Here is a 19949-nt window from a genome sequence, read left to right on the forward strand (position 1 = left end):
CCTAGCTTGAAGAAGGTGAAGGTTGTGGAGTCGGTTTTGGTGCAGATGTAACAGGAGTTGCTTTATGGATCACAGTAGGGGTTGTAGAACTTGCAGGTGACATGTTGCTGAGCAGTTCCTGGATTTCAGAAATCTTGGGTGCCTGCTCATCAATCACACCCTTGGCCCAATGTCTAATCTCTAGATTACGTGCATTATCCCGAGCAAGATAAGCTAATTTAACTGAAACTTGCAAATTATGACGCATTTGTAAGAGGTAAGCTCGATCGTCCGTAAAATTAGACTTACTCTCAGGCAATTGATCGATTAGGCCAAGACGTTCAGCTTTATATTCGATTTTATACCATTCACGATATTTCGCTTTGATGTTTTTGATGACCTCCTCTAAACTACCTTTTTTGTGAGGTGACAATTGAGGACTTTGATCCAGAATTTGAGTTGCTAAAGTTTGAACATCAGATTGTGTCGCATTATTTTTTGCTTGAGATGCAATCCGATATAACTGTTCTTCATAGGGCAAAATCATCTCGATAAATTGCTTGTCAGGTCTAGTACTTTCCTCAGTAGAAAGTTTGACTTCTGACCGATGCAACAGAGTTGAATCCAGTTGCCACATTCCGACCCCATAGGTAATTCCTACTGCAGTTAAAACGGCTGCTCCTAAGGCACTCAGAACTGGTACCCACGGTAGCTTTCTAGCTTCCATACGTAGACTCTCCCTGACTTAACATACTGAATTATTCAGTTCATTCTGTTTTTTAATTCCATCAAATTCTTCAATCAATCTAGTTTGTAATCTAATCAAAAAAGATGAGGATTATGTGAAGATTGATCCATCTGAGGATATTCTAATTTTCTCGATCGACCTCTAATTTCAAAAAGTGGGTTGAACAGGAAATGCAAGGATCGTAATTGCGAATAACCTGTTCGCACTGTAGCCGCAATTGATCATCAGGTAAATCTAAATAGCGATCGACAAACTGCCACAGATCCGCTTCAATCATAGACTGATTTTGGGAAGTGGGTGGCGTAATCCGCGCGTCTAAAATATCCCCTTGGGCATCAACACAATAGCGATGGTAACAAATGCCGCGCGGGGCTTCCGTACAGCCGTGCCCCGTCCCCGCCTGCACAGTGTAATCCACCACAGGTTGCGCGATCGGCCCCTCGCCCTGCTGATCATAGGTTTCAATTAATCGTAGGGCTTCCTCCGCTGCAAAGAGAACCTCGATCGATCGGACAATAATGCTTTTAAAGGGATTACGACAGGTTCCCGGTAATCCAGCAGCCTGAGCCGCCGCCTTGGCCCGTGGCGTCAGTTGCTCAAAATTCAGATTAAACCGAGCCAGAGGCCCCACTAAATAATGCCCCCCTGCTTTAAGCACCGCCTGAAGGGCCGTGGAATGGGGCACCTGACGCTCTTCAAAATGATCCAAAAAGGCTGAAATTGGAATCTCTAAACCCCGATTGGACACCAGTTGTCCTTCAGTAATGGCATAGTCCGTTGGGTGGTGTAGGGCCACAAATTCATAGTCCTGCTCAAAATCCGGGAAAGGCAAGGTAGCTAACCATTGTACCGTTGCCTCCGCTGCCTCACAGGCCCAATTCAAGTCATCCACCAGCGATCGTAATTCCGATGCCGTGGGTAATTTATAAAATCCACCCACCCGCAAATTAATCGGATGAACTTCCCGCCCCCCAATCAATGACAGAATGTGATTACCAATTTTCTTCAACCGCAATCCCCGTTGCACCAATTCAGGATAGTCCTTAGCCATCGCGATCGCGCTATCATAGCCCAGAAAATCCGGCGCATGGAGCATAAAAATATGCAAACTATGGCTCTCCATCCACTCCCCACAATAGATTAAGCGACGGAGCAGACGAATGCTGGACGGAACTTGCAGGCCAAAGGCATTTTCCATTGCCTGAATGGCCCCTAACATATAGGCGATCGGGCAAATGCCACAAATCCGAGCCGTAATATCCGGAGCTTCGCTATACTTGCGCCCCCGCAAAAAGGCTTCAAAAAAGCGGGGCGGTTCAAAGATTTTGAATTGAACTTCCTTAACCTTATTGTCCCGTACCTTGACGTAGAGTGCCCCCTCCCCTTCCACTCTGGCCAGATAATTCACTTTGATGGTTTTACGGCTCATGGCGATCGCTCTCTTTGCGGAAGGCTTCAGCATAGGCATTGAAACTGCGGTAGGCTCGCACCAAATCCACAGCACTGACCCCCAATTTTTGCCATTCTTGGCTCAGGGATGGGGTATTGGGACTTTCCATGGGGCCATAGCAGCCGTAGCAGCCCCGGTGATAGGTGGGACACAGGGCTTGACATCCAGCCTGGGTGACCGGGCCAAGGCAAGGCGTTCCGTGGGCGACCATGACGCACAGATTCCCCCGCCGCTTACATTCCACGCACACGCTATAGGTGGGAATATTGGGTTTACGATCGTGGAGAAAGGCGTTAATCACTTCTAATAACTGGTATTTATTAATGGGACAACCCCGTAATTCAAAATCCACAAAAACGTGATCGGCAATGGCAGTGGATTTACTCAGGGTATTAATGTACTCCGGTTGGGCATAGACGATCGAGGTAAATTCTTTCACATCTTTAAAATTGCGCAGCGCTTGGATGCCGCCGGATGTGGCACAGGCTCCGATCGTGACCAGGTGCTTTGATACCCGCCGTACTTGGTGAATGCGTTCCGCATCGTGGGACGTGGTAATCGAACCTTCCACCAAGGACAAATCGTAGGGGCCTTTCATTTCTGCACTCGAGGCTTCTGGAAAATAGGCAACTTCCACCTCGTCGGTCAACGCCAGCAATTCATCTTCGCAATCCAATAGGCTCAGTTGGCAGCCATCGCAGGAAGCAAACTTCCAGACAGCTAGTTTCGGTTTATGGTAAGGTTTGGGAGCCATAATCAAGCGTTGGATTCCATGGCAATGGTTTCAAGCAGCCTAGGAGTGATGCAGGACGTCTCGGGCTTTCCGCAGTTTGCCCGCCGGAGACGATCGCAGCCATTGGTAGGCCACAAGATTTAATAAGAGTCCCACCAGAAAGAGCACAACCATGAGAAGAATCTGAGACCACACAATGGGCTGAACCATGAGATCTGCAACAACATGGAAAAAATTAAGGATGCTATAGAGCACAGTCACACCAAAATGAATCACACGATATCGATAGGATTCTGTAAAGGCAATTGCAACAATTGCAGCCATCGGAATCAGAAAAAATACCAGCATGAGCCAGAATACGATCGAAACATCACTCTCGCTACCTGCATGGGAATGGGCAACATCCAGCCCATGGAAGAGTGGCATCAGAGCTAGTTGTGTATGAAACAGTAATCCCAACAGGAAAACGACCCAAAGAGCAGTAATTTTTTCACGGTAATTCACCATCATAGAAGTCTCCGTGACTATCCTAGAAAGATGGGTGTAGGTGTAGGAAGTCTCGTTTTCCAGATTAGAGCGTAACTTTGAGAAACTTGTGAAGAGTCTAGCGGAGGCAAGCGATCAGCGGAGCACTCTCACCGAAAAGAATTCTGATTCTCTCAGCCTAAAAAATTGTGGATACTATGGCGGGGAGCGAACAGGTAACGCCTAGGGAACTTGTGGGGAACTTGTGGGGAACGAAGGGGGAACTCGTGTAGAACGAATGGGGAACTAATTTGGCGATCCTTTGGGATATCGTCGTTGCAGCAGTTTAATGCGTTCTAGGCGATTGACCACCCGCGTGACTAACTCGGGGCCAATAATCGGTTTGCTGACAAAGTCATCTCCACCGGAACTATAGACCTGATTAATGGTCTCCGCATCTTTGTGAGCGGTCAAAAACAGGATCGGTAAATCGCTCCAATGGGGGTCATTGCGCACGGTTTGACACAATTCAATACCATTAACCCCCGGCATCATCACATCCAGAATCAGAATATCCGGCGTATCCGATTCCAGAATCTGCCAGAATTGTTGAGGATTTTGTAACGTAGTCACCCGAAATCCCCAGGGCTGCAACAAATTTTGCACAACAGATAAAACACTGGGGTCATCATCCACCACCAGAACGTGAGACTTTAATTTTTCGACATGATTCAAGACCTGGGTGATGGCTTTCATCACATCCTGGGCCGAGGTTGGTTTGGGCAGAAAGGCCCGTGCCCCCGATCGCATCACTTCTAGCCGCTCCTGGAGATCATGGTGTGCAGCTAAGACGACAACGGGAATGGAAGGGGCTTGTTCGTGTAATTCCGTTAAAAAGGTCAGACAGGTGGCATATTCCGCAGCATGCTCCAAATCTAGGACGATCGCCTGGGGCGCATGTTGGTAAAGGTGCTTGCGAGCCGTCTGTAACCGACCGGAGCGCTGGATTTTGATGCGGGAAGGTAAATGCGTAGCTTCCGCAGCCAGGGCCTCGGGTAACTGTGTATCCTGACTGATCACCAAAATCACCATGGATTCATCTTCCTCAAGTTTGTCCGCCGCATCTGGGCAGGCGGGCATTACCGTCGGGGAAGCAAGCGGGCGATCGACCGGCCCCTGGAGAATCTGTTGCAAGGCTTTGAACAATGGACGCAGGGATTTCGCCAAAACCATGTGGGGATCGCTCTGGTATTGTTTCAACAAGCGTTCCAGTTGCTGGGCGAGGGTCGATCCCTGAGAAAAGCCAAACATTCCCAAGGATCCCGCCAAGGTGTGCGCATTCTGAATCGCTTGATTCAGAACTTCTTCAGTGAGTTTGTTTTTCTCTAGGGCCGCGATCGCCTGCTTAATCGTGGTCATTTGTTCCCGAATGCGGGGTTGCGATTGTTCCCAAATTTTCTGGACTGCCGCTTGGGTTTGCAGCATCGAGGGAGACGGCGGGGTTGGCTCGGCACTCGTTAAATTGGTTGCTTCCCAGGGCTTGAGCCGATAGCCAATGCCATAGACGGTTTCAATCACCTCGCTGGGAATTTGGCTCTTTTTCAGCTTTTGGCGCAGTCCTTTAATGTGGGTTCTCACCGCTTCTTCACCCGGTGCTTCTTCATAGGACCACAGGTGATCCAGAATGGAGCTGCAACTAAAGACCCGTTTGGGATTGCGTAAAAATAATTCTAATAACGCATATTCCTTGGGCGTTACAGGAATTAGCCGATCGGCATAGCGCACTTCACAACTACCCGGATCCAAATGTAAATCACCCCAACAGAGAATGGGTTGACTCGCCTCCCCCGATCGCCGCATCAAAGCCCGCACCCGCGCGACCAATTCTTCGTTATCAAAGGGCTTCACCATGTAGTCATCGGCCCCGGCATCGAGCCCCACGGCTTTGTCATGACTACTATCCCGCGCCGTCAAAAGCATGAGGGGGGTTTGAATGTTCTGCGATCGCAACTGGCGACATAGGGTAATGCCATCCATTTTGGGCAGCATAATGTCTAGCACAATCAAGTCATAGGTGAATGCCGTTGCCAGTTCTAACCCCTGTCGGCCATCCTGGGCAACCTCCATGACATAGTTCTGTTGGCTAAGGATGGAAGTCAGTGTTTCGGATACTAGCGGATCGTCCTCAACAATGAGAATTTTCATGCTATTTACGTCCCCCAGTGATCCTTAGCTCTAATGTAATATTAAGTCTACTTTTAGATTGATTTTTCAGCTTCATTCTAGCGAGCCGATCGTTTTTCACTCACAAGTTTCTCAAACTTTCCCATTATGCTATGGCTTAACAAGCCACAGGAAGAGCTGGCAAATCCCAAGAACCGTCAGCTGTCAGAGGGGAGAGGGAACAGATGAATCGCTGTGTAACATTGGCATTTGTGGGGGATATTCGCCTCGGGGCAGGTATTCAGCAAGATTTATGCTGGCGATCGAGTGTTTCGTTTTGGGACGGTGCATTACCCATTTTCCAACAAGCGCAAGCGGTCTTTGCCAACTTAGAAGGGGAGATTGAGGCAACGGTGCCGACTGTCTCTGAAGTGACGTTGGCAACGGGAAACTCCTTTCCATCAGAGACCGATTTCAGCGCACCCGCTACCCAACTGTTACAAGCAGCCAATATTCAATTCGTCAGTCTAGCGAATAATCACACACTCGATTGGACTCACCAGCGGCTTGGAAACACCATGCAGTCTTTGGATGCCGCCCAGATTGCCTATGCGGGAGCCGGAACAACAGCAACCCGCGCTGCGCTGCCCATCAGACTGAATATTGCCTCACTAGAAACGGGCATTTTGGCCTATAGTGGCCGGGAGACGCCTAGCTTGCAGCCACACTCCGGGGAGAAGCAACAGGAGAAGCAACAGGAGAAGCAAGATAAGAATCAGCATCCTGAAAGGTCTAATAAAAATCACCTTCAAAACCATAGCTATGTCAATACGATCACATTACCTAAGATACGATCGAACATTCATCAAGAAACACTTAACCATACAAAAGAAAAACAGTTAGGAGAATGGGAATATACTTCCGCTAAGATGGATCAGAAGAATGGAAAAACTGCACAGTCTATTCACGGGAAAAATCAAGAACTGTTGAATCGTTCAACGGATCAGCCTTCCCTCAAAGAGCCCCCTGCCCCGACAGATTTCCCCCACTCCACGCTAAATCACATCGAACAAACCATCAAACGCTTACGCAATGAGGGAGTAGAGCTGATCATCTTATCCATCCATTGGGGACCCAGCCTCGAAATCTCTCCTTCTAAGGAATTCCGATCGCTTGCCCATCGCCTCATCGATCTCGGGGTCGATATTCTCCATGGCCATGGAACACATATTTTTCAAGCCGTGGAAGTCTACCATCGCAAACTGATTCTTTACAACACGGGTGATATTCTGAGCGATGCCCCGATCGATCCCCGCATTCGCAATGATTGGTCATTTATTTTCTTAGTCGATCTCGATCGGGAAGGCATTCAACGGCTCAGAATGGTTCCAGTGCATTTGCACTATGCCAATATTGAATTAGCCAAGCATGAGGTCTTCGACGCCATCTGCCATCGGATGCAATCTCTCTGTGCTGAGTTTCAAACCGAAGCCATCCGAACCCAAGAAGGTCTAGTTGTTGATGTTTGTCACCCTAGCAAACATTGTCTCTATGTTTCGTGACGCCCGATCTTGTGACCCCTGATTGCATGATTTCGTGACCCCTGATTGCGTGACCCCTTTCAGGAGGAAATTTCAAACTGCGCTTGGAATCCCACCGGAGGCAACCCAGATGTCCACCCTATTTCACGATCGTCAAGAGGCCGGACAGTTATTGGCCAAAAAGCTCAAAGGATACACTCACCGTGAGAATGTGGTGGTGGTGGGCTTGCCTCGGGGGGGCGTCCCTGTGGCCTACGAAATCGCTAAAGTTCTACAAGTCCCCCTCGATGTTTGTATTGTCCGGAAGTTAGGGATACCCGGTCACAAAGAGTTGGCCATGGGCGCGATCGCCTCCAATGGAGTGCGTTGGCTCAATTATCCGTTAATCAGTGATTGGCAAATTTCCAGTCAGGCGATCGAGGAAGTCGCAGCCAAGGAATTGCGAGAACTCCAGCGGCGAGATCGGGTTTACCGGGGCGATCGAGACCCCTGGAATGTCCAGAACGACTGTGTCATTGTTGTAGATGATGGACTTGCAACGGGAGCATCCATGCGGGCGGCCATCCATGTGATTGAACAGCAGCATCCAGCGGAAATCATTGTGGCGATACCTGTCGCCCCCCGCGAGACCGTGCAGCAATTCGCCCAAGAGGTCACACAAGTGATTTGTCTGGAAACCCCGACCCCCTTTCATGCGATCGGGCTATGGTACAAAAACTTTGCCCAGACCACGGATGAAGAAGTGTGTCACTTGCTGCACAATTCCGATCTTCCCCCTTGGCCCACGGCCCATTCAGCCATGAAATCTAACCCAAAAGATTGACAGGACTGCCTCAGACTTCTACGATTAACACCTAGAATGATAATGATTATCATTTCTTGCTAATGAACACCAACGACGGTGAATGCTGGTGAATACTGGTGATCCACTGAACCTAGTTGAGTTGAATTCAAGTTAAGTTGAATTAGAAGTCTATGCATTATCCTCGCTTGCTACGGTCTCGAGTTGAGATCACCCCATCCTCCGATCGTTCCACAGGCTTCTCCACAGGACTTGCGTCTTTCCGCCAGGTCGGATCGGTATTGGCAATGGTTGCTGGGGCCACCACCCTCGGTTTGCTAACGGGTTGCACGGGCACTCAATCCCCCAACGCACCCACCAATGCCCCTAACACCACCGTCAATGCCCCAGGCAATCCAGCAGGCAATCCAGCGTCTCTCAACGTTGTCGCGACGACCAGTGTGCTCTGCGACTTAACCCAACGGATTGCCCGATCTTCAGATAAACCCACAGTTAACCTCAATTGTTTAGTCAAAGCAGGACAGGATCCCCATACCTATCAGCCCAATCCCGCCGATCGAAAAGCCATTGAAGATGCAGACATTATTTTCTACGGGGGGTATGGCTTTGAACCCGACCTTGTGCAGTTGGTCAAAGCCGCACCCAATTCGATTACAAAACTTGCCGTCCACGAACTAGCAGTCCCTAAACCCTTACAGGGAGGGCATCATCACCACGGCGATGGGCACGATAGCCATAGTGATCAACCAGAGAACGCCGCTGAGGGCAAATCCGCAGAAAAAGAAGAACCGGCGGGCGCAGAAGAAGCCGATCCCCATGTTTGGCACAATGCACAAAACGGCATTCAAATGGTGAAAGTCATTGAAACAGCCCTCGCCAAAGCTGATCCTAGCAATGCTGCCCTCTATGCCAAAAATGCGAAAACCATCGCCGATCGCTTAACCAAGGTCGATGGCTGGATCAAAACCTCGATCGCCACAATTCCCGCCAATGCCCGTAAATTGATTACGACTCACGATGCTTTGGGGTACTATTCCGCAGCCTATGGGATCCCAGTGGAAGGCGCGCTCCAAGGCATCAGCACCGATGAACAAGCCACTCCCACCCAAGTAAAAAGCTTAGTTGATGCAGTCAAAGCCGCCCAAGTTCCCAGCATTTTCGCAGAAAAAACCGTAAACCCAGCGCTGATCCAGACCGTAGCCCGCGACGCTGGAGTCAAAGTCGCCGATCGGGCACTCTTTGCCGATGGGGTAGGAGAGGCAGGGTCTGGTGCAGAAACCTATGAAGAGATGCTAATGGCCAATACTAAAACGATCGTAACAGGGCTAGGAGGAACCCTTACAGACCTGAAGCTTCCCTAAAAGAACGAGATCAACAAAGAACATGAGCCGGGCAGAGTCCCCTGACCTTCAGGGGACATTCTCATATGCATTCAATGACTAGATGCCCCACTGACGGAACCTGTGCAGTATTAGGCCTCAATGACAACTCGCAAATTTCCCCGTTTGCGGGTAACTCGGCAGGCGGTGGCATTGCTGGGAAGATCGGCTTGTGCAGCACCTTCGCGCACAAATTCCAAATCTAAGAGCGTCGAACCCACCCGTAAGTTTTTCAGGGAGAGAGATTGAATGGCGCTGGGTAATGCAGGATCAATAATCCGGACATGATTCCCCGGTGCATCGGGTACCAGATTAATCATCATATGCAGTAACTGGAAAACGGTTCCCGTTGCCCAAGCTTGGGGTGAGCAAGCCACTGGATATTGCACGGGGGCGCTGTCGCCGATGCGTTCATAGCCACAGAATAATTCCGGCGGACGCTGGTAGGGCTGATGCAGGGTCATATCCAGGATGCCCTGGGCGACTTCTAAAGCTTGATCGATTAAGCCGATCGATCTCAGCCCTAGGGTGATCAAACTATTATCATGGGGCCAGACAGAACCGACGTGATAGCCCATGGGATTGTAGGCGGGGGATTGACTACTGAGGGTGCGAATGCCCCAACCGTTGAACATATCCGGCGCTTGCAAACGTTCCGCAACGCTACGGGCCTTATCTGGAGTCAAGATCCCAAGATTCAAACAATGGCCAGGATTAGAGGTAATGCTATCAACGGGATTCCCCTCACCATCGAGGGCCAGGGCACAGTAATCGAGATCCGCCATCCAGAAATCACGATTAAAGCGTTCTTGCAGATCGCGCGCTTCCTCTTGCCAACGATCGGCCAGGTCAATCCGCTTTTTAATCCGTGCAATTTCACTCAACCGAACCTTCGCAGCATAGACATAGGCTTGCACTTCGCAGAGGGCGATCGAGCCTTTTGCCATTTGACCTTGGCGATCGACAATACAATCCCCAGAATCTTTCCATCCCTGATTTTGCAATCCCCGTTTAGACCGACGATTGTAGGCCAAATAGCCTGTTTCGCGGCAATTACGATCGATCCAATCCATGGCCGCAAGGGCATTATCCCACAGCTGTTCTAGCGTTTCACAATCATGTGTCCAAGCGTAGTATTCTGCATAGAGCATCAACCACAAGGGCGTTGCATCGATCGTTCCATAGTAAGGCGTATGGGGAATTTCCTGACAACGAGCCATTTCTCCAAACCGCAATTCATGGAGAATTTTTCCAGATTCTTCATCGCGCCAATCATCATCAATCTTGCCCTGGTAATGCGCCAAAATATTCAGCGTATCCCGAGCGATCGTTGGATCTAAAATCAAAGTTTGCGATGCAGCGATGATGGAATCGCGACCAAACAAGGTGGAAAACCAAGGCACCCCCGCAGAGAGAACCTTACGGGCATCAAACGTTTGCCGCAACAGATAAACATCCTGTTCCGCCCGTTCAATAATTTGGTTGATTGCTTTGTTGTCGGTACGAATTTGAGTAATCGCCGATCGCCATTCCTGTTCCTCCAACAATTCCGCTGCTTTGGCTTGCATTAATGTCATGGGCGTATGAACATTCGAAGCCGGTTGATGGTCAATCAGCATTTTCAGCCGATAGCCCAACTTTAATGTTTCATGGGATGCTAGTCGGACTGTCCAAAGCGCAGTATAGCCCTTTAGGGAATCTGGCAAACGATGCAGAAATTCAATTTGGGCTTCCATGACTGACCCATCCAGTCCTTGGTAAGCCATCGTCAATTCTGAGGGACCTTGGCTCAAGATATAAGATGCAGACTGAGGCGCAGACTGAGGCGCAGACTGAAGCGCAGACTGAAGCGCAGACTGGGCGCTGGGATCAGACTCCGCAGCAGGTTCCCGGAAAGAGTCTACGGAATGGTCTGAGGATGAGACCGCCGCAAGAACTTTGGAGGGAGACTGGGTTACAGGGATTTCGACTTCACGGAGGAGTTGTCCTCGGCACTGGCGATCGAAGCCCCGCACTTCAAAGAGATCCACAAAATCAGCATCAAAGCTGAGGCTGAGTTCAAATTGAATCGTCTGGGTACTGTAGTTAGTCAGGGTGATTTCTTCGAATAATCCGCCATTTAAGACCATTTCCCGCTGAATACCTAGGGTTTCAGCCGGAATCGTCTGATTTTCTGCTTGGGCAGCAGGGGCGTCGGGAAAAGCGACACTACTTTCCAGTCGCGGATTGGTGCAAAGGACAAAGAGAGCAAACCCCTTCTGGGCATTACTACTCAGCAGAATCGGCGATCGACCATCGATTTGGAGTTCTAACCGACTCAGAAACCGGGTATCTCGGCAAAATAACCCTAAACTCGTAACCGCTTCATCGACATTGCAACCGGAGATATTTCCCAGCGTATCGCTGATCAGAAATAGATCATCATCCTTAAGGGTGAGGGTCGGTTGCATGCGATCGGTCACCGCACAGGCCCATTCTGGAATGGGTAAGCGATCGGCAGGAATGAATGTCTTTCCGTTAAGTTCAACAAGATCTGACATGGGACACAGAACTTTTGGCAATGGATTGAGAGGGCTGAAGAAAGAAGATTTTATTCGTAAGAAATTATGTTCAGTGTTGTGAGGGTATTACAAGCACTAAACTGGATTACTGACCTACAGTTTACAACTCCAACCGTTTTTGCGAAGGAAGCAGAGGCAGAATTTAATTTTTTACTTATAGAATATTCCAAAAAAGAAGAACCTTAATTCCAGCAAAATTCCAGAGAAGCCGCTTCCTGTTGCACCTAGGATGTGATGGCACAGACACCCACTAGACACCCACTAGACACCCACTAGACGCCCACTAGACGCCCACTAGACACCAAAAAGAAGACAAGAATACTCACGATTGTCTGATATCAAGTTTTTGCCAGTAGAAATTATCAGAGAATAATGTCAGAGAACAAAAATATTTCGAAACCAATTAGTTATCGAATGAAATCTTTTTATTTAAAAATTAATAGAGAGGTATTGGAAATCGTCGATGCGATCCCTTTACCTCTCACAGCAGCCCAAATCTACGTTGTGAATCAAACCGGGGTTAGAACATCAGGATTAGAGCACTAGGGTTAGAAGATCAGGGTTAAACATGTCAGCACATGGCACATAGATTCGGAGGAATCGACGATTTTCTAATGTTTTTTTAACAATGTAGTAACGGTGAATGAATATCTCCGCATCAGCTAACTCATCAGCTAGCTCGTAAGCTAACTAATGAGCTAACGAACGCAGTCACTAACGAACTCACTCATGGTTTCCTAACATTTAGCGGATAAGCGATCCGACCCATGGCACTATCGAGTTAAGCTTGTCGCTTGATGGAGATGACCATTCTGCGCGAAACGCTCTGCCAGGATTTGTTGGTAAACCGCTTCGTAGCGATCGGTCATGCATTGCACACTAAAATGCTGAATGACATGATTCCGACAGCCAGCCCGATCGAGTTCCGCAGCCTTAGGAATCGCCGCAACACAGTCCTCCAAGGTATCGCAAAGGAAGCCGCTCGTACCATGGGCGATCACCTCTGGGGTAGACCCTAGGCGGAAGGCAATCACCGGGGTTCCCGCCGCCATCGATTCCACCATGACCAAACCAAAGGGTTCCCGCCAGGTAATGGGAAACAGGGTTGCCACTGCATTGCCCATCAATTCATTTTTCATGACATGATCAGCTTCACCCAAATATTCAATCTGTTTTCCATCAATCAGAGGCTTCACGTCCTGCTCAAAATACTGGACATCTACCACATCCACCTTGCCCGCCAACTTCAGCTTCCAGCCAGCAGCTTTAGCAATCTGAATGGCTAGATGAGTCCCTTTTTCTGGAGAAATTCGACCTAAAAAGGCCAAATAAGGCTCTTCATCAGGCTTCGCATAAAAGCGATGGCTATCCACGTCAATGCCGTTATAAACCGTCGCAACGCAGTTCAATCCTAAGCGAGGTTCGCGTTGAGTGTTGGAAATGCTGACATAGGGCTGGTCTTTGGCGTAGGTGAACAGCTTTTCGTTATCGGGGGTGAAAATACCATGCAAAGTGTGAACCGTAGGCGTTTTCACCAGCCCCGCATAGGGAAGCGCTGCACACCCCATATGGGAATGAATCACGTCAAATTCTCGGGCGCGTCCGTACACTTGACTCAGTTGCAGCATTTCATAAATGCCTGCTTCTCGCACATCAGGATCAAGGCGAAGGGCACGGGGATGAACGGAATCTAATTTGGCCAACGTGACGGAATCACCCGATGCAAACAGAGTGACTTCGTGTCCTCGTCGCACCAGTTCATCCGTCAGCAAACCCACAACTAGCTCGATTCCACCATAACCAGGGGGGGGAACCCTTTCCCACAGGGGAGCAATTTGAGCAATCCGCATAGCAAACCTCCTAAGATAAAACGCAAACAAGAAACTGAATGCTGCCTGTAACAGAGTTGTGTTTGAATTAATTGGATTGAGAGCTAAGTTTGGGAATACTAAACGAAAATTTAGGTAAAAATACCGGGTTTCGTCAATTCGGGTATTGCGATCGACCTAGTACGGAAATTTCGCCATCGTTCTTCCCATCAGTTCCCCCCTAGGGATGTTCCTAACCCAAGGGGGTGAAAGGCAGTTCTATCAAGGGGGATAGAGACTTTTAAAATCTCTATCTGGGTGCACAGATTGGATGGATATCATTAGATTAGGTAGTCGTTCCATAACGCTATGAACTGGGTTAAGGCAACCATTCAGGAAAGTCGTTAAGAATACATTTGATTAAAAAATATCTATTCAAGCGACTACTTTAAAGATCGTATTGACGGTCTCCTTTCACAATGTCTAGAAACAGTAACCCTAGCAAACCTAGACTGAATATGATGCCGCTCCCAACAATCAGCGGTAATGCCAAATAGCGCACAACTAAAGCAATTAAGGCCCAAATCACCACTAAGACATAGGCCCGATCGTGGCGCTGCTGGTAGACAGCCCCAGCATGCAGTGCCGCAATCCCCATCATGATGCTAGTCCAGATAGGGGCAGCTATCCCCCAGCCATTCCACCCTGTTTCATACAAAAGAATAGAAACATTGACGATCGTAGCCACACTAATCCAAGCTAGATAAATGCTGAAAGGGTAATGTAGCAGCCAGCGATCGCGATTTGACAATGTTTTTTGTCCAACGCCCAAAAGCCGATAACACTGCATAATGGTTAAAAGCAATGCAGCCATGATCGCAGTAGAAGTTGCTAAAAATTGTTGAATAAAGGTGTAAACCCAAAGACTTTGCAGGATGCAGGCAAGAATCAGCCAAGGTCTGGCTTGAAAGACGAATTCATAGCGCTGGGATAGCTTTAACTGGGAAAGCTTCAACTGATAAAAACTGAAAGCAATTAACCCACAGTAAATCAGCCCCCAAATGGCAAAGGCATAGCTAGCTGGAATAAATAGCACATCAGCATAGGTTGTGTTAGCTAACTCTGCGATCGTTTTGCCTTGGGGCGGAAAGCGATTAAACCAAAAATTAGCCCCGATCGCGCCAAAGGTGGCGATTAGTGTGGCGATCGCTAGGGGCCTTTTCGATAAATAGGATACAGAAGGCAGTGACATAAGAACCTCACGACTAAGTGAATGCTAGGTGGATTGAGTGTGGAAATTAGAGAAACTGTGGGTTCGATCGGAATCTACTGAGTTCGTTTCTAGGTGAATAATCGGTGTGTCCAGTCGTTGCTGGGGGATACCAATTCCCAACTGTTCTCGATCCATCAATCGCTTCAGCCGCCGCCGGAACTCCCTAGCCACAACAAATTGCTCTAGGGGACGGGTCTTTAACCAGATCCGAATTTGCAAGCCAACGTGATTAATTCGATCGATCCCTAACACCTCAGGAGGTTCCAGAATCTTTTGATTCCAAGGTGACTCATGATACATTGTTTGGGCCATGGTTTTTAAGAGTGAAAGTGCGCGATCGGGATCGGATTGATAGTCAATTTCTACTGTTAAATCAACTCGCGACCAGTCTTTAGACAGATTTTCAACGATGTTAATCGAACTATTGGGAATCGTGATCAGTCGGCCTTCCGCATCCCGTAGTTGAGTAATCCGTAGATTCATATTTTCCACACTTCCCGTTGCCTCCCCGATTTTCACAATATCGCTGACAGCATATTGATCTTCCAGCAGAATCAGCAACCCATTAATCACATCCTTCACCAAACTTTGGCAGGCAAAGGAAACTGCTAGACCAATAATACCGGCCCCTGCTAGGACGGGAATTAAATCAACCCCCACAATGGCCAAGGAGAGAAGACCCCCTGAACTCACAATTAGTAGAGAAAGGGCACTTTTGAGAACTCTAGAGAGAGTATTTAAGCGAATGGATAGGCGATGACTAAATTGATCTAAAGCCCATTTATCTTGGAAGACTGAAGTAATGATTCGATCGATAATTGCATCACTGAGCCGAATAGAACAATAGACACCCAGGGCAATTCCCAAAAGCTTTAAAGGCATTGCTAGCAAAATAGTTCGCAGCCATCGCGTCTGCGGAAACAGTTCAAATAAGTAAGCAAGGCCGAGCATCCAAATGATAAATCGTCCCAAACCATATAGGCGAGTTTTCAACTTTTGCCAGCTCAGCTGCTGTTGAAGCTGCATTTGCTGCCATTGTTGCTGCTCCGTAACTGCCACCGTCAATTTCTCCGTAGGAGATGGAATTCCTTGTACAGCGGAGAGTTCTTCCGAAAGTTGGCGTTGACGTTGACGACTGCGAGATTGGCACCTAGCCAGCCCATAACTTAGCGCAATACAGCCAAGTCCCACGATCGCCGCGATTCCGCCCTGCTGCAACAAGTAGTCTGACTGGCGTTCTCGGAAGGCTTTTTCCAAGGCTTGTTGGAGCGTCTGGCGAATTTGTTCACCCAGCGATCGCGGCTCTAGACCCTGGGCATCCGCATCCAGAGTCGTCACGGTCATCAAATATTTTTCATTAATATAAACAATAGGCAAATTTGTTGGATCATCAATTTTTAAACGAACGTCCAAGGATTGAGGACGCCCTTGATTGACGATTTCTTGCAGGGTTGACTCAATCCGCTGAGCCCGTTGAGCCGCTGAGCCATTCTCGGTATCAGATGATGCCTGGGTTGCAGGAGTGGCGATCGTGAATAGTGCGTAGCCGTCTAACGTAATGGTAGCCGTATCCACTCGACTGGCATCAAATCGGTCTAAAACGCTTGCTAGAGCAGGTAAAGAAATTTGGCCTAGCTTATTAGATGGATTAGTCGGTGATGATGAAGTAGAGTTTTGATTATTAGTTTTGGAATGATTTTGATGATTGAATTCTTGATTATTTTGCGAGCTATTATTTAGTGGAGTACTAGTATTTTCTTGGGCGGCTGCCAAGGAAAGTGGAAGACATATTAGAACAAACATCAGGCCCACGATCGCTAATAATCGAGCCGGATGGGCGTTCCAATATTTCTGGTATTGCAGTCGTCGCATATTCTGTAATCCCTAAATCTGTAACCCCTGAACATGTAACCCTTGAGCCCTTAAAAAGGGGTTACAAACTATTTTCCAGTGTAAAGAAGATGCGCTGATTTGCGATCTTCCCAAAGAGGGTTCAGAGTCGGCGATCGACAGAAATTAGATTATTCCTTTTGATACATAGGTCAATTATCGCATTTTCTGGAAGCGTTCTACGTTATTTGTTCTACGTTGTTTAGAGAAATAAGCTGTTTGGAAGGACTAGAGCGAGGAAAGAGGCAACAATTAATTTTTGCTAGACTAGTCATGCTAGAAACAATTGCTGAAAATATTCTCGGCAAACGACTCTGTACCACCGAGTTTGACGATCCTCGGTATTGCTAGCTCCTTACTTGTTGCCTTACTTGTCGCCTTACTTGTTGCCTTACTTGTTACCTCACTTGTCGCCTGACCTGTTACTTTATTTGTTCGCCTACTCCTGCCACGACAAATTTAACAGGATCAATTGCGACTGAGGGATGGAAATCTACTATGGAAATCTACTTCGGATAGACAAAAACCAAGTTGTTTCCATCGGCTCGAACACTGCTGGTCGTAATCGTTCCAAACCGGGGAACGCCCATTTGTGCCAGTTGGGGCTGCACGATCGCATCGATTTGTTGGCGTAGCTCTGGATCATTCAGTCGATTACGGATTTGGGTATCAACCGTCGATCGAATCATATCTTTGTAATCAAATAAAGAATTACAAACATCTACACCAAAGACATTGCACACACTAGTTGCTTGGATTGTTCCATTCAATGTGGCATCTACTACCTTGTAGCTAATCAAGCCATTCACCAAAATAGGTTGAATTTTCACATCCAAGCGAGCATTGTCAATATTAACATCGGGAATTGCATCATCTCCTAAATCTACAGCACCCGTATGATATCCTTTGATTTCTCGTCCAGAGCTTTCAAAGGACAGACTCAAAACAAAATTTGGACTTTGCCAACTGAGTTGAGTTTGGTTCAGATTCCAGTCATTGACGTAGAAATTAGCATTTCCCAAATCTGGGCAAATCCATCCGCAGTCAAGATCCACCACTTTTTTTGGAATTGTAAAGGGATACTGGCCGCCCCCAAATGTAGTAGGCAAGCGTAGAAAAGACGTATTCCCATTAAGATTATTCAGATGGAGTTGTGTATCTTGAATTTGGGCATTGACTTGGCCTGCAACATATAAGAGAGCCAGTCCGGGAATCGTAACGGTGCCGTACTGTTGAGGTGGTTTTGGCGGTTTGGGGGTGGGATTACAAATGGGAGCATCGGGATTGAGATCGCAGTTGGGAATGGCAAGCGATCGCTGAATAGTTGTATTGGCCAATGTCATCGTCATCACTGTACTGAGTACAGAAAATGTAGCAATTTTGAGAACATTTCTTTTGAGAACATTTCTGTGGAATTTCATAATTTACCTTGTCCTAAGGGAGCTAATAGGAATTAACAGTCAATATCTGACTGCAAAATCAATCCTGGCGTATTATCAAGCTGAGAAGGCTTTAATGCGCTTGCTAGATTTAATACACTTGCTAGGTTTGATGAGTATAAGTAGGCTGGTAAATCTCCACTTATGCAGCAGTAGTATGTTTCGATCGAGAAAAATTATGTAGTTAATTTTTGGGTAATTTTTCCCAAGTCCTATACGGAATCAAATTGTTGCTGACCCATAATATAGGTTGCGCTGACACTCCGATCATCCCCGAGTACTAATAAACTAAACAGTCGATCGGAGAGTTCCCGGAACGTAGTGGGTAATGGCCCCGGATTGCGAAAAGCCATGAGGGGAGTAGCTTGGAGGTTCCAGACAACAAAATCCGCTTCTTTTCCAAGTTCAAAATTACCAATGTGATCGGCCAAATGCAGCGATCGCGCTCCGCCCAAGGTCATTAGAAAGAACAGTTGAAAGGGAGAGAGTGTTTGGTGTTGGAGTTGCGCGACCTTATAGGCTTCTGCAGCGGTTTTTAGCATCGAAAAACTGGTGCCTGCCCCCACATCGCTGGCAAGTCCCACGTTAATCGATCGTCCTTCAGATTTCGCTTTCTGGATATTGAATAAACCACTACCGAGGAAAAAATTTGACGTAGGACAAAAGGCAATGGCCGCATTAACATCCGCTAGACGATCAAATTCCACATCGGAAAGATGAATGCAATGGGCAAAGATCGATCGAGATGTGACTAATGCAAAGCGATCGTACACATCTAGGTAACTTGCACTACCAGGAAAGAGTTCTTGCACCCAAGCCAATTCATCCAAATTTTCCGACAGGTGGGTGTGTAAATAAACCGTTGGAAATTCCGCTAGCAATTGGGCTGCCAATTGAAGTTGCTGGGGCGTGGACGTAGGTGCAAAGCGAGGCGTGACGGCATAGCCCAAGCGATCGACCCCATGCCAGCGTTCAATTAATCGCTGGCTGTCTTCGTAGGCGGATTGGGCGGTATCCAGCAAGCCCGGTGGAGCGTGGCGATCCATCATCACCTTCCCCGTAATCAGCCGTAAATTGCGAGCCTGGGCTGCGGCAAACAACGCATCCACCGACCCTGGAAACACCGCTGCAAAGACGGCAGCCGTCGTAGTGCCATTGCGCAGAAGTTCCTCAACAAAAAAATTGGCCACTTGGGCCGCATGTTCTGGATCTTGAAAGCTTTGCTCCATCGGAAAGGTATATTGATTTAGCCAGTCCAATAATTGCTCCCCATAGGCCGCCATCATCTGGGTTTGGGGATAGTGCAGGTGGATATCGATCAAGCCGGGGGTGATTAACCGATCGGGGTAATGGGTCAGGGTCAAATTGGGGTAGCGATCGGCTAAAGCTGAATAGGCTCCAAAATCATGGATATGCCCTTGATTCAGCACCAACAGCCCATCGGGAATGTAACGAATACTACTGTTTTCTAAACTTTCTAAATTTTCTGCGCTGGGATTGTCTAGACTATCATTGGAGCCATTACTAAAAGGATCATTGATACAATCCAAAAATACCCCCCGAATTCCAGTTAATTCAGATAACTCCACCTGCGAACCGGAACTTTGTAAATTTTGATTGAGCCTTGGGGACAGGTTTTGGGTGTTTTGGTTCACCGTGGGCTTCTCCCATGATTGAATTCCTTCTACAATTTTAATAACGCTTTGAGAAAATGGTTG

General features: G+C 47.8%; 14 protein-coding genes. 3 read left to right on the top strand and 11 right to left on the bottom strand.

Going from position 1 to position 19949, the window contains the following annotated elements:
* Position 1: 1 nt before the first annotated feature.
* The 5 genes from H6G21_RS13580 to H6G21_RS13600 all read right to left on the bottom strand — a co-directional run bounded on the left by H6G21_RS13580 (position 2) and on the right by H6G21_RS13600 (position 5580).
* A complete protein-coding gene (locus H6G21_RS13580; protein ID WP_190573961.1) occupies positions 2–706 on the bottom strand; it encodes a DUF305 domain-containing protein in 705 nt (234 codons plus the stop codon).
* Between the two features lie 142 nt (positions 707–848).
* Entirely contained in the window at positions 849–2156 is a 1308-nt protein-coding gene (locus tag H6G21_RS13585) for a Ni/Fe hydrogenase subunit alpha (protein ID WP_190574046.1), read from the bottom strand.
* On the bottom strand, positions 2146–2931 hold the full coding sequence (locus H6G21_RS13590) for an oxidoreductase (protein ID WP_190573962.1): 786 nt from the start codon (positions 2929–2931) through the stop codon (positions 2146–2148). The genes H6G21_RS13585 and H6G21_RS13590 overlap by 11 nt, the downstream gene beginning before the upstream one ends.
* Before the next feature lie 39 nt (positions 2932–2970).
* Positions 2971–3420, bottom strand: a complete 450-nt coding sequence (locus H6G21_RS13595) for a hypothetical protein (RefSeq protein WP_190573963.1) — start codon at positions 3418–3420, stop codon at positions 2971–2973.
* A gap of 261 nt (positions 3421–3681) precedes the next feature.
* Entirely contained in the window at positions 3682–5580 is a 1899-nt protein-coding gene (locus H6G21_RS13600) for a response regulator (protein WP_190573964.1), read from the bottom strand.
* Positions 5581–5783: 203 nt separating this feature from the next.
* Between H6G21_RS13600 and H6G21_RS13605 the strand changes: the two genes are divergently transcribed.
* The 3 genes from H6G21_RS13605 to H6G21_RS13615 all read left to right on the top strand — a co-directional run bounded on the left by H6G21_RS13605 (position 5784) and on the right by H6G21_RS13615 (position 9242).
* On the top strand, positions 5784–7100 hold the full coding sequence (locus tag H6G21_RS13605; protein WP_190573965.1) for a CapA family protein: 1317 nt from the start codon (positions 5784–5786) through the stop codon (positions 7098–7100).
* A 109-nt stretch (positions 7101–7209) separates the two neighbouring features.
* On the top strand, positions 7210–7902 hold the full coding sequence (locus H6G21_RS13610) for a phosphoribosyltransferase (protein WP_190573966.1): 693 nt from the start codon (positions 7210–7212) through the stop codon (positions 7900–7902).
* A 152-nt stretch (positions 7903–8054) separates the two neighbouring features.
* A complete protein-coding gene (locus H6G21_RS13615) occupies positions 8055–9242 on the top strand; it encodes a zinc ABC transporter substrate-binding protein (RefSeq protein WP_206755609.1) in 1188 nt (395 codons plus the stop codon).
* Between the two features lie 110 nt (positions 9243–9352).
* On the opposite strand, the gene H6G21_RS13620 is transcribed toward H6G21_RS13615, so the two are convergent.
* From H6G21_RS13620 to guaD, 6 genes are all read right to left on the bottom strand, one after another.
* Positions 9353–11800 carry an amylo-alpha-1,6-glucosidase gene (locus H6G21_RS13620; protein ID WP_190573967.1) on the bottom strand — a complete coding sequence of 816 codons (2448 nt, stop codon included), beginning with the start codon at positions 11798–11800 and terminating at the stop codon, positions 9353–9355.
* Between the two features lie 794 nt (positions 11801–12594).
* Complete coding sequence (locus H6G21_RS13625) at positions 12595–13671, bottom strand: glycosyltransferase family 4 protein (RefSeq protein WP_190573968.1); 1077 nt, start codon at positions 13669–13671, stop codon at positions 12595–12597.
* A gap of 406 nt (positions 13672–14077) precedes the next feature.
* Positions 14078–14881, bottom strand: a complete 804-nt coding sequence (locus tag H6G21_RS13630; protein WP_190573969.1) for a tryptophan-rich sensory protein — start codon at positions 14879–14881, stop codon at positions 14078–14080.
* 24 nt (positions 14882–14905) lie between these two features.
* The gene (locus H6G21_RS13635) at positions 14906–16774 is read right to left on the bottom strand and encodes a mechanosensitive ion channel family protein (protein ID WP_190573970.1); all 1869 of its coding nucleotides are present in this window, start codon (positions 16772–16774) and stop codon (positions 14906–14908) included.
* A 524-nt stretch (positions 16775–17298) separates the two neighbouring features.
* Complete coding sequence (locus tag H6G21_RS13640; protein WP_190573971.1) at positions 17299–18141, bottom strand: hypothetical protein; 843 nt, start codon at positions 18139–18141, stop codon at positions 17299–17301.
* Positions 18142–18443: 302 nt separating this feature from the next.
* Positions 18444–19886 carry a guanine deaminase gene (guaD, locus tag H6G21_RS13645; protein WP_347278019.1) on the bottom strand — a complete coding sequence of 481 codons (1443 nt, stop codon included), beginning with the start codon at positions 19884–19886 and terminating at the stop codon, positions 18444–18446.
* Positions 19887–19949 lie beyond the last annotated feature (63 nt).

The organism is Alkalinema sp. FACHB-956 (genome assembly GCF_014697025.1).
Taxonomy (GTDB): domain Bacteria; phylum Cyanobacteriota; class Cyanobacteriia; order Leptolyngbyales; family Leptolyngbyaceae; genus Alkalinema.

Bases quoted from the DNA above. Each gene is read 5' to 3' on its own strand.
- H6G21_RS13580 (WP_190573961.1), bottom strand. From the start codon at position 706: ATGGAAGCTAGAAAGCTACCGTGGGTACCAGTTCTGAGTGCCTTAGGA.
- H6G21_RS13585 (WP_190574046.1), bottom strand. From the start codon at position 2,156: ATGAGCCGTAAAACCATCAAAGTGAATTATCTGGCCAGAGTGGAAGGG.
- H6G21_RS13590 (WP_190573962.1), bottom strand. From the start codon at position 2,931: ATGGCTCCCAAACCTTACCATAAACCGAAACTAGCTGTCTGGAAGTTT.
- H6G21_RS13595 (WP_190573963.1), bottom strand. From the start codon at position 3,420: ATGATGGTGAATTACCGTGAAAAAATTACTGCTCTTTGGGTCGTTTTC.
- H6G21_RS13600 (WP_190573964.1), bottom strand. From the start codon at position 5,580: ATGAAAATTCTCATTGTTGAGGACGATCCGCTAGTATCCGAAACACTG.
- H6G21_RS13605 (WP_190573965.1), top strand. From the start codon at position 5,784: ATGAATCGCTGTGTAACATTGGCATTTGTGGGGGATATTCGCCTCGGG.
- H6G21_RS13610 (WP_190573966.1), top strand. From the start codon at position 7,210: ATGTCCACCCTATTTCACGATCGTCAAGAGGCCGGACAGTTATTGGCC.
- H6G21_RS13615 (WP_206755609.1), top strand. From the start codon at position 8,055: ATGCATTATCCTCGCTTGCTACGGTCTCGAGTTGAGATCACCCCATCC.
- H6G21_RS13620 (WP_190573967.1), bottom strand. From the start codon at position 11,800: ATGTCAGATCTTGTTGAACTTAACGGAAAGACATTCATTCCTGCCGAT.
- H6G21_RS13625 (WP_190573968.1), bottom strand. From the start codon at position 13,671: ATGCGGATTGCTCAAATTGCTCCCCTGTGGGAAAGGGTTCCCCCCCCT.
- H6G21_RS13630 (WP_190573969.1), bottom strand. From the start codon at position 14,881: ATGTCACTGCCTTCTGTATCCTATTTATCGAAAAGGCCCCTAGCGATC.
- H6G21_RS13635 (WP_190573970.1), bottom strand. From the start codon at position 16,774: ATGCGACGACTGCAATACCAGAAATATTGGAACGCCCATCCGGCTCGA.
- H6G21_RS13640 (WP_190573971.1), bottom strand. From the start codon at position 18,141: ATGACGATGACATTGGCCAATACAACTATTCAGCGATCGCTTGCCATT.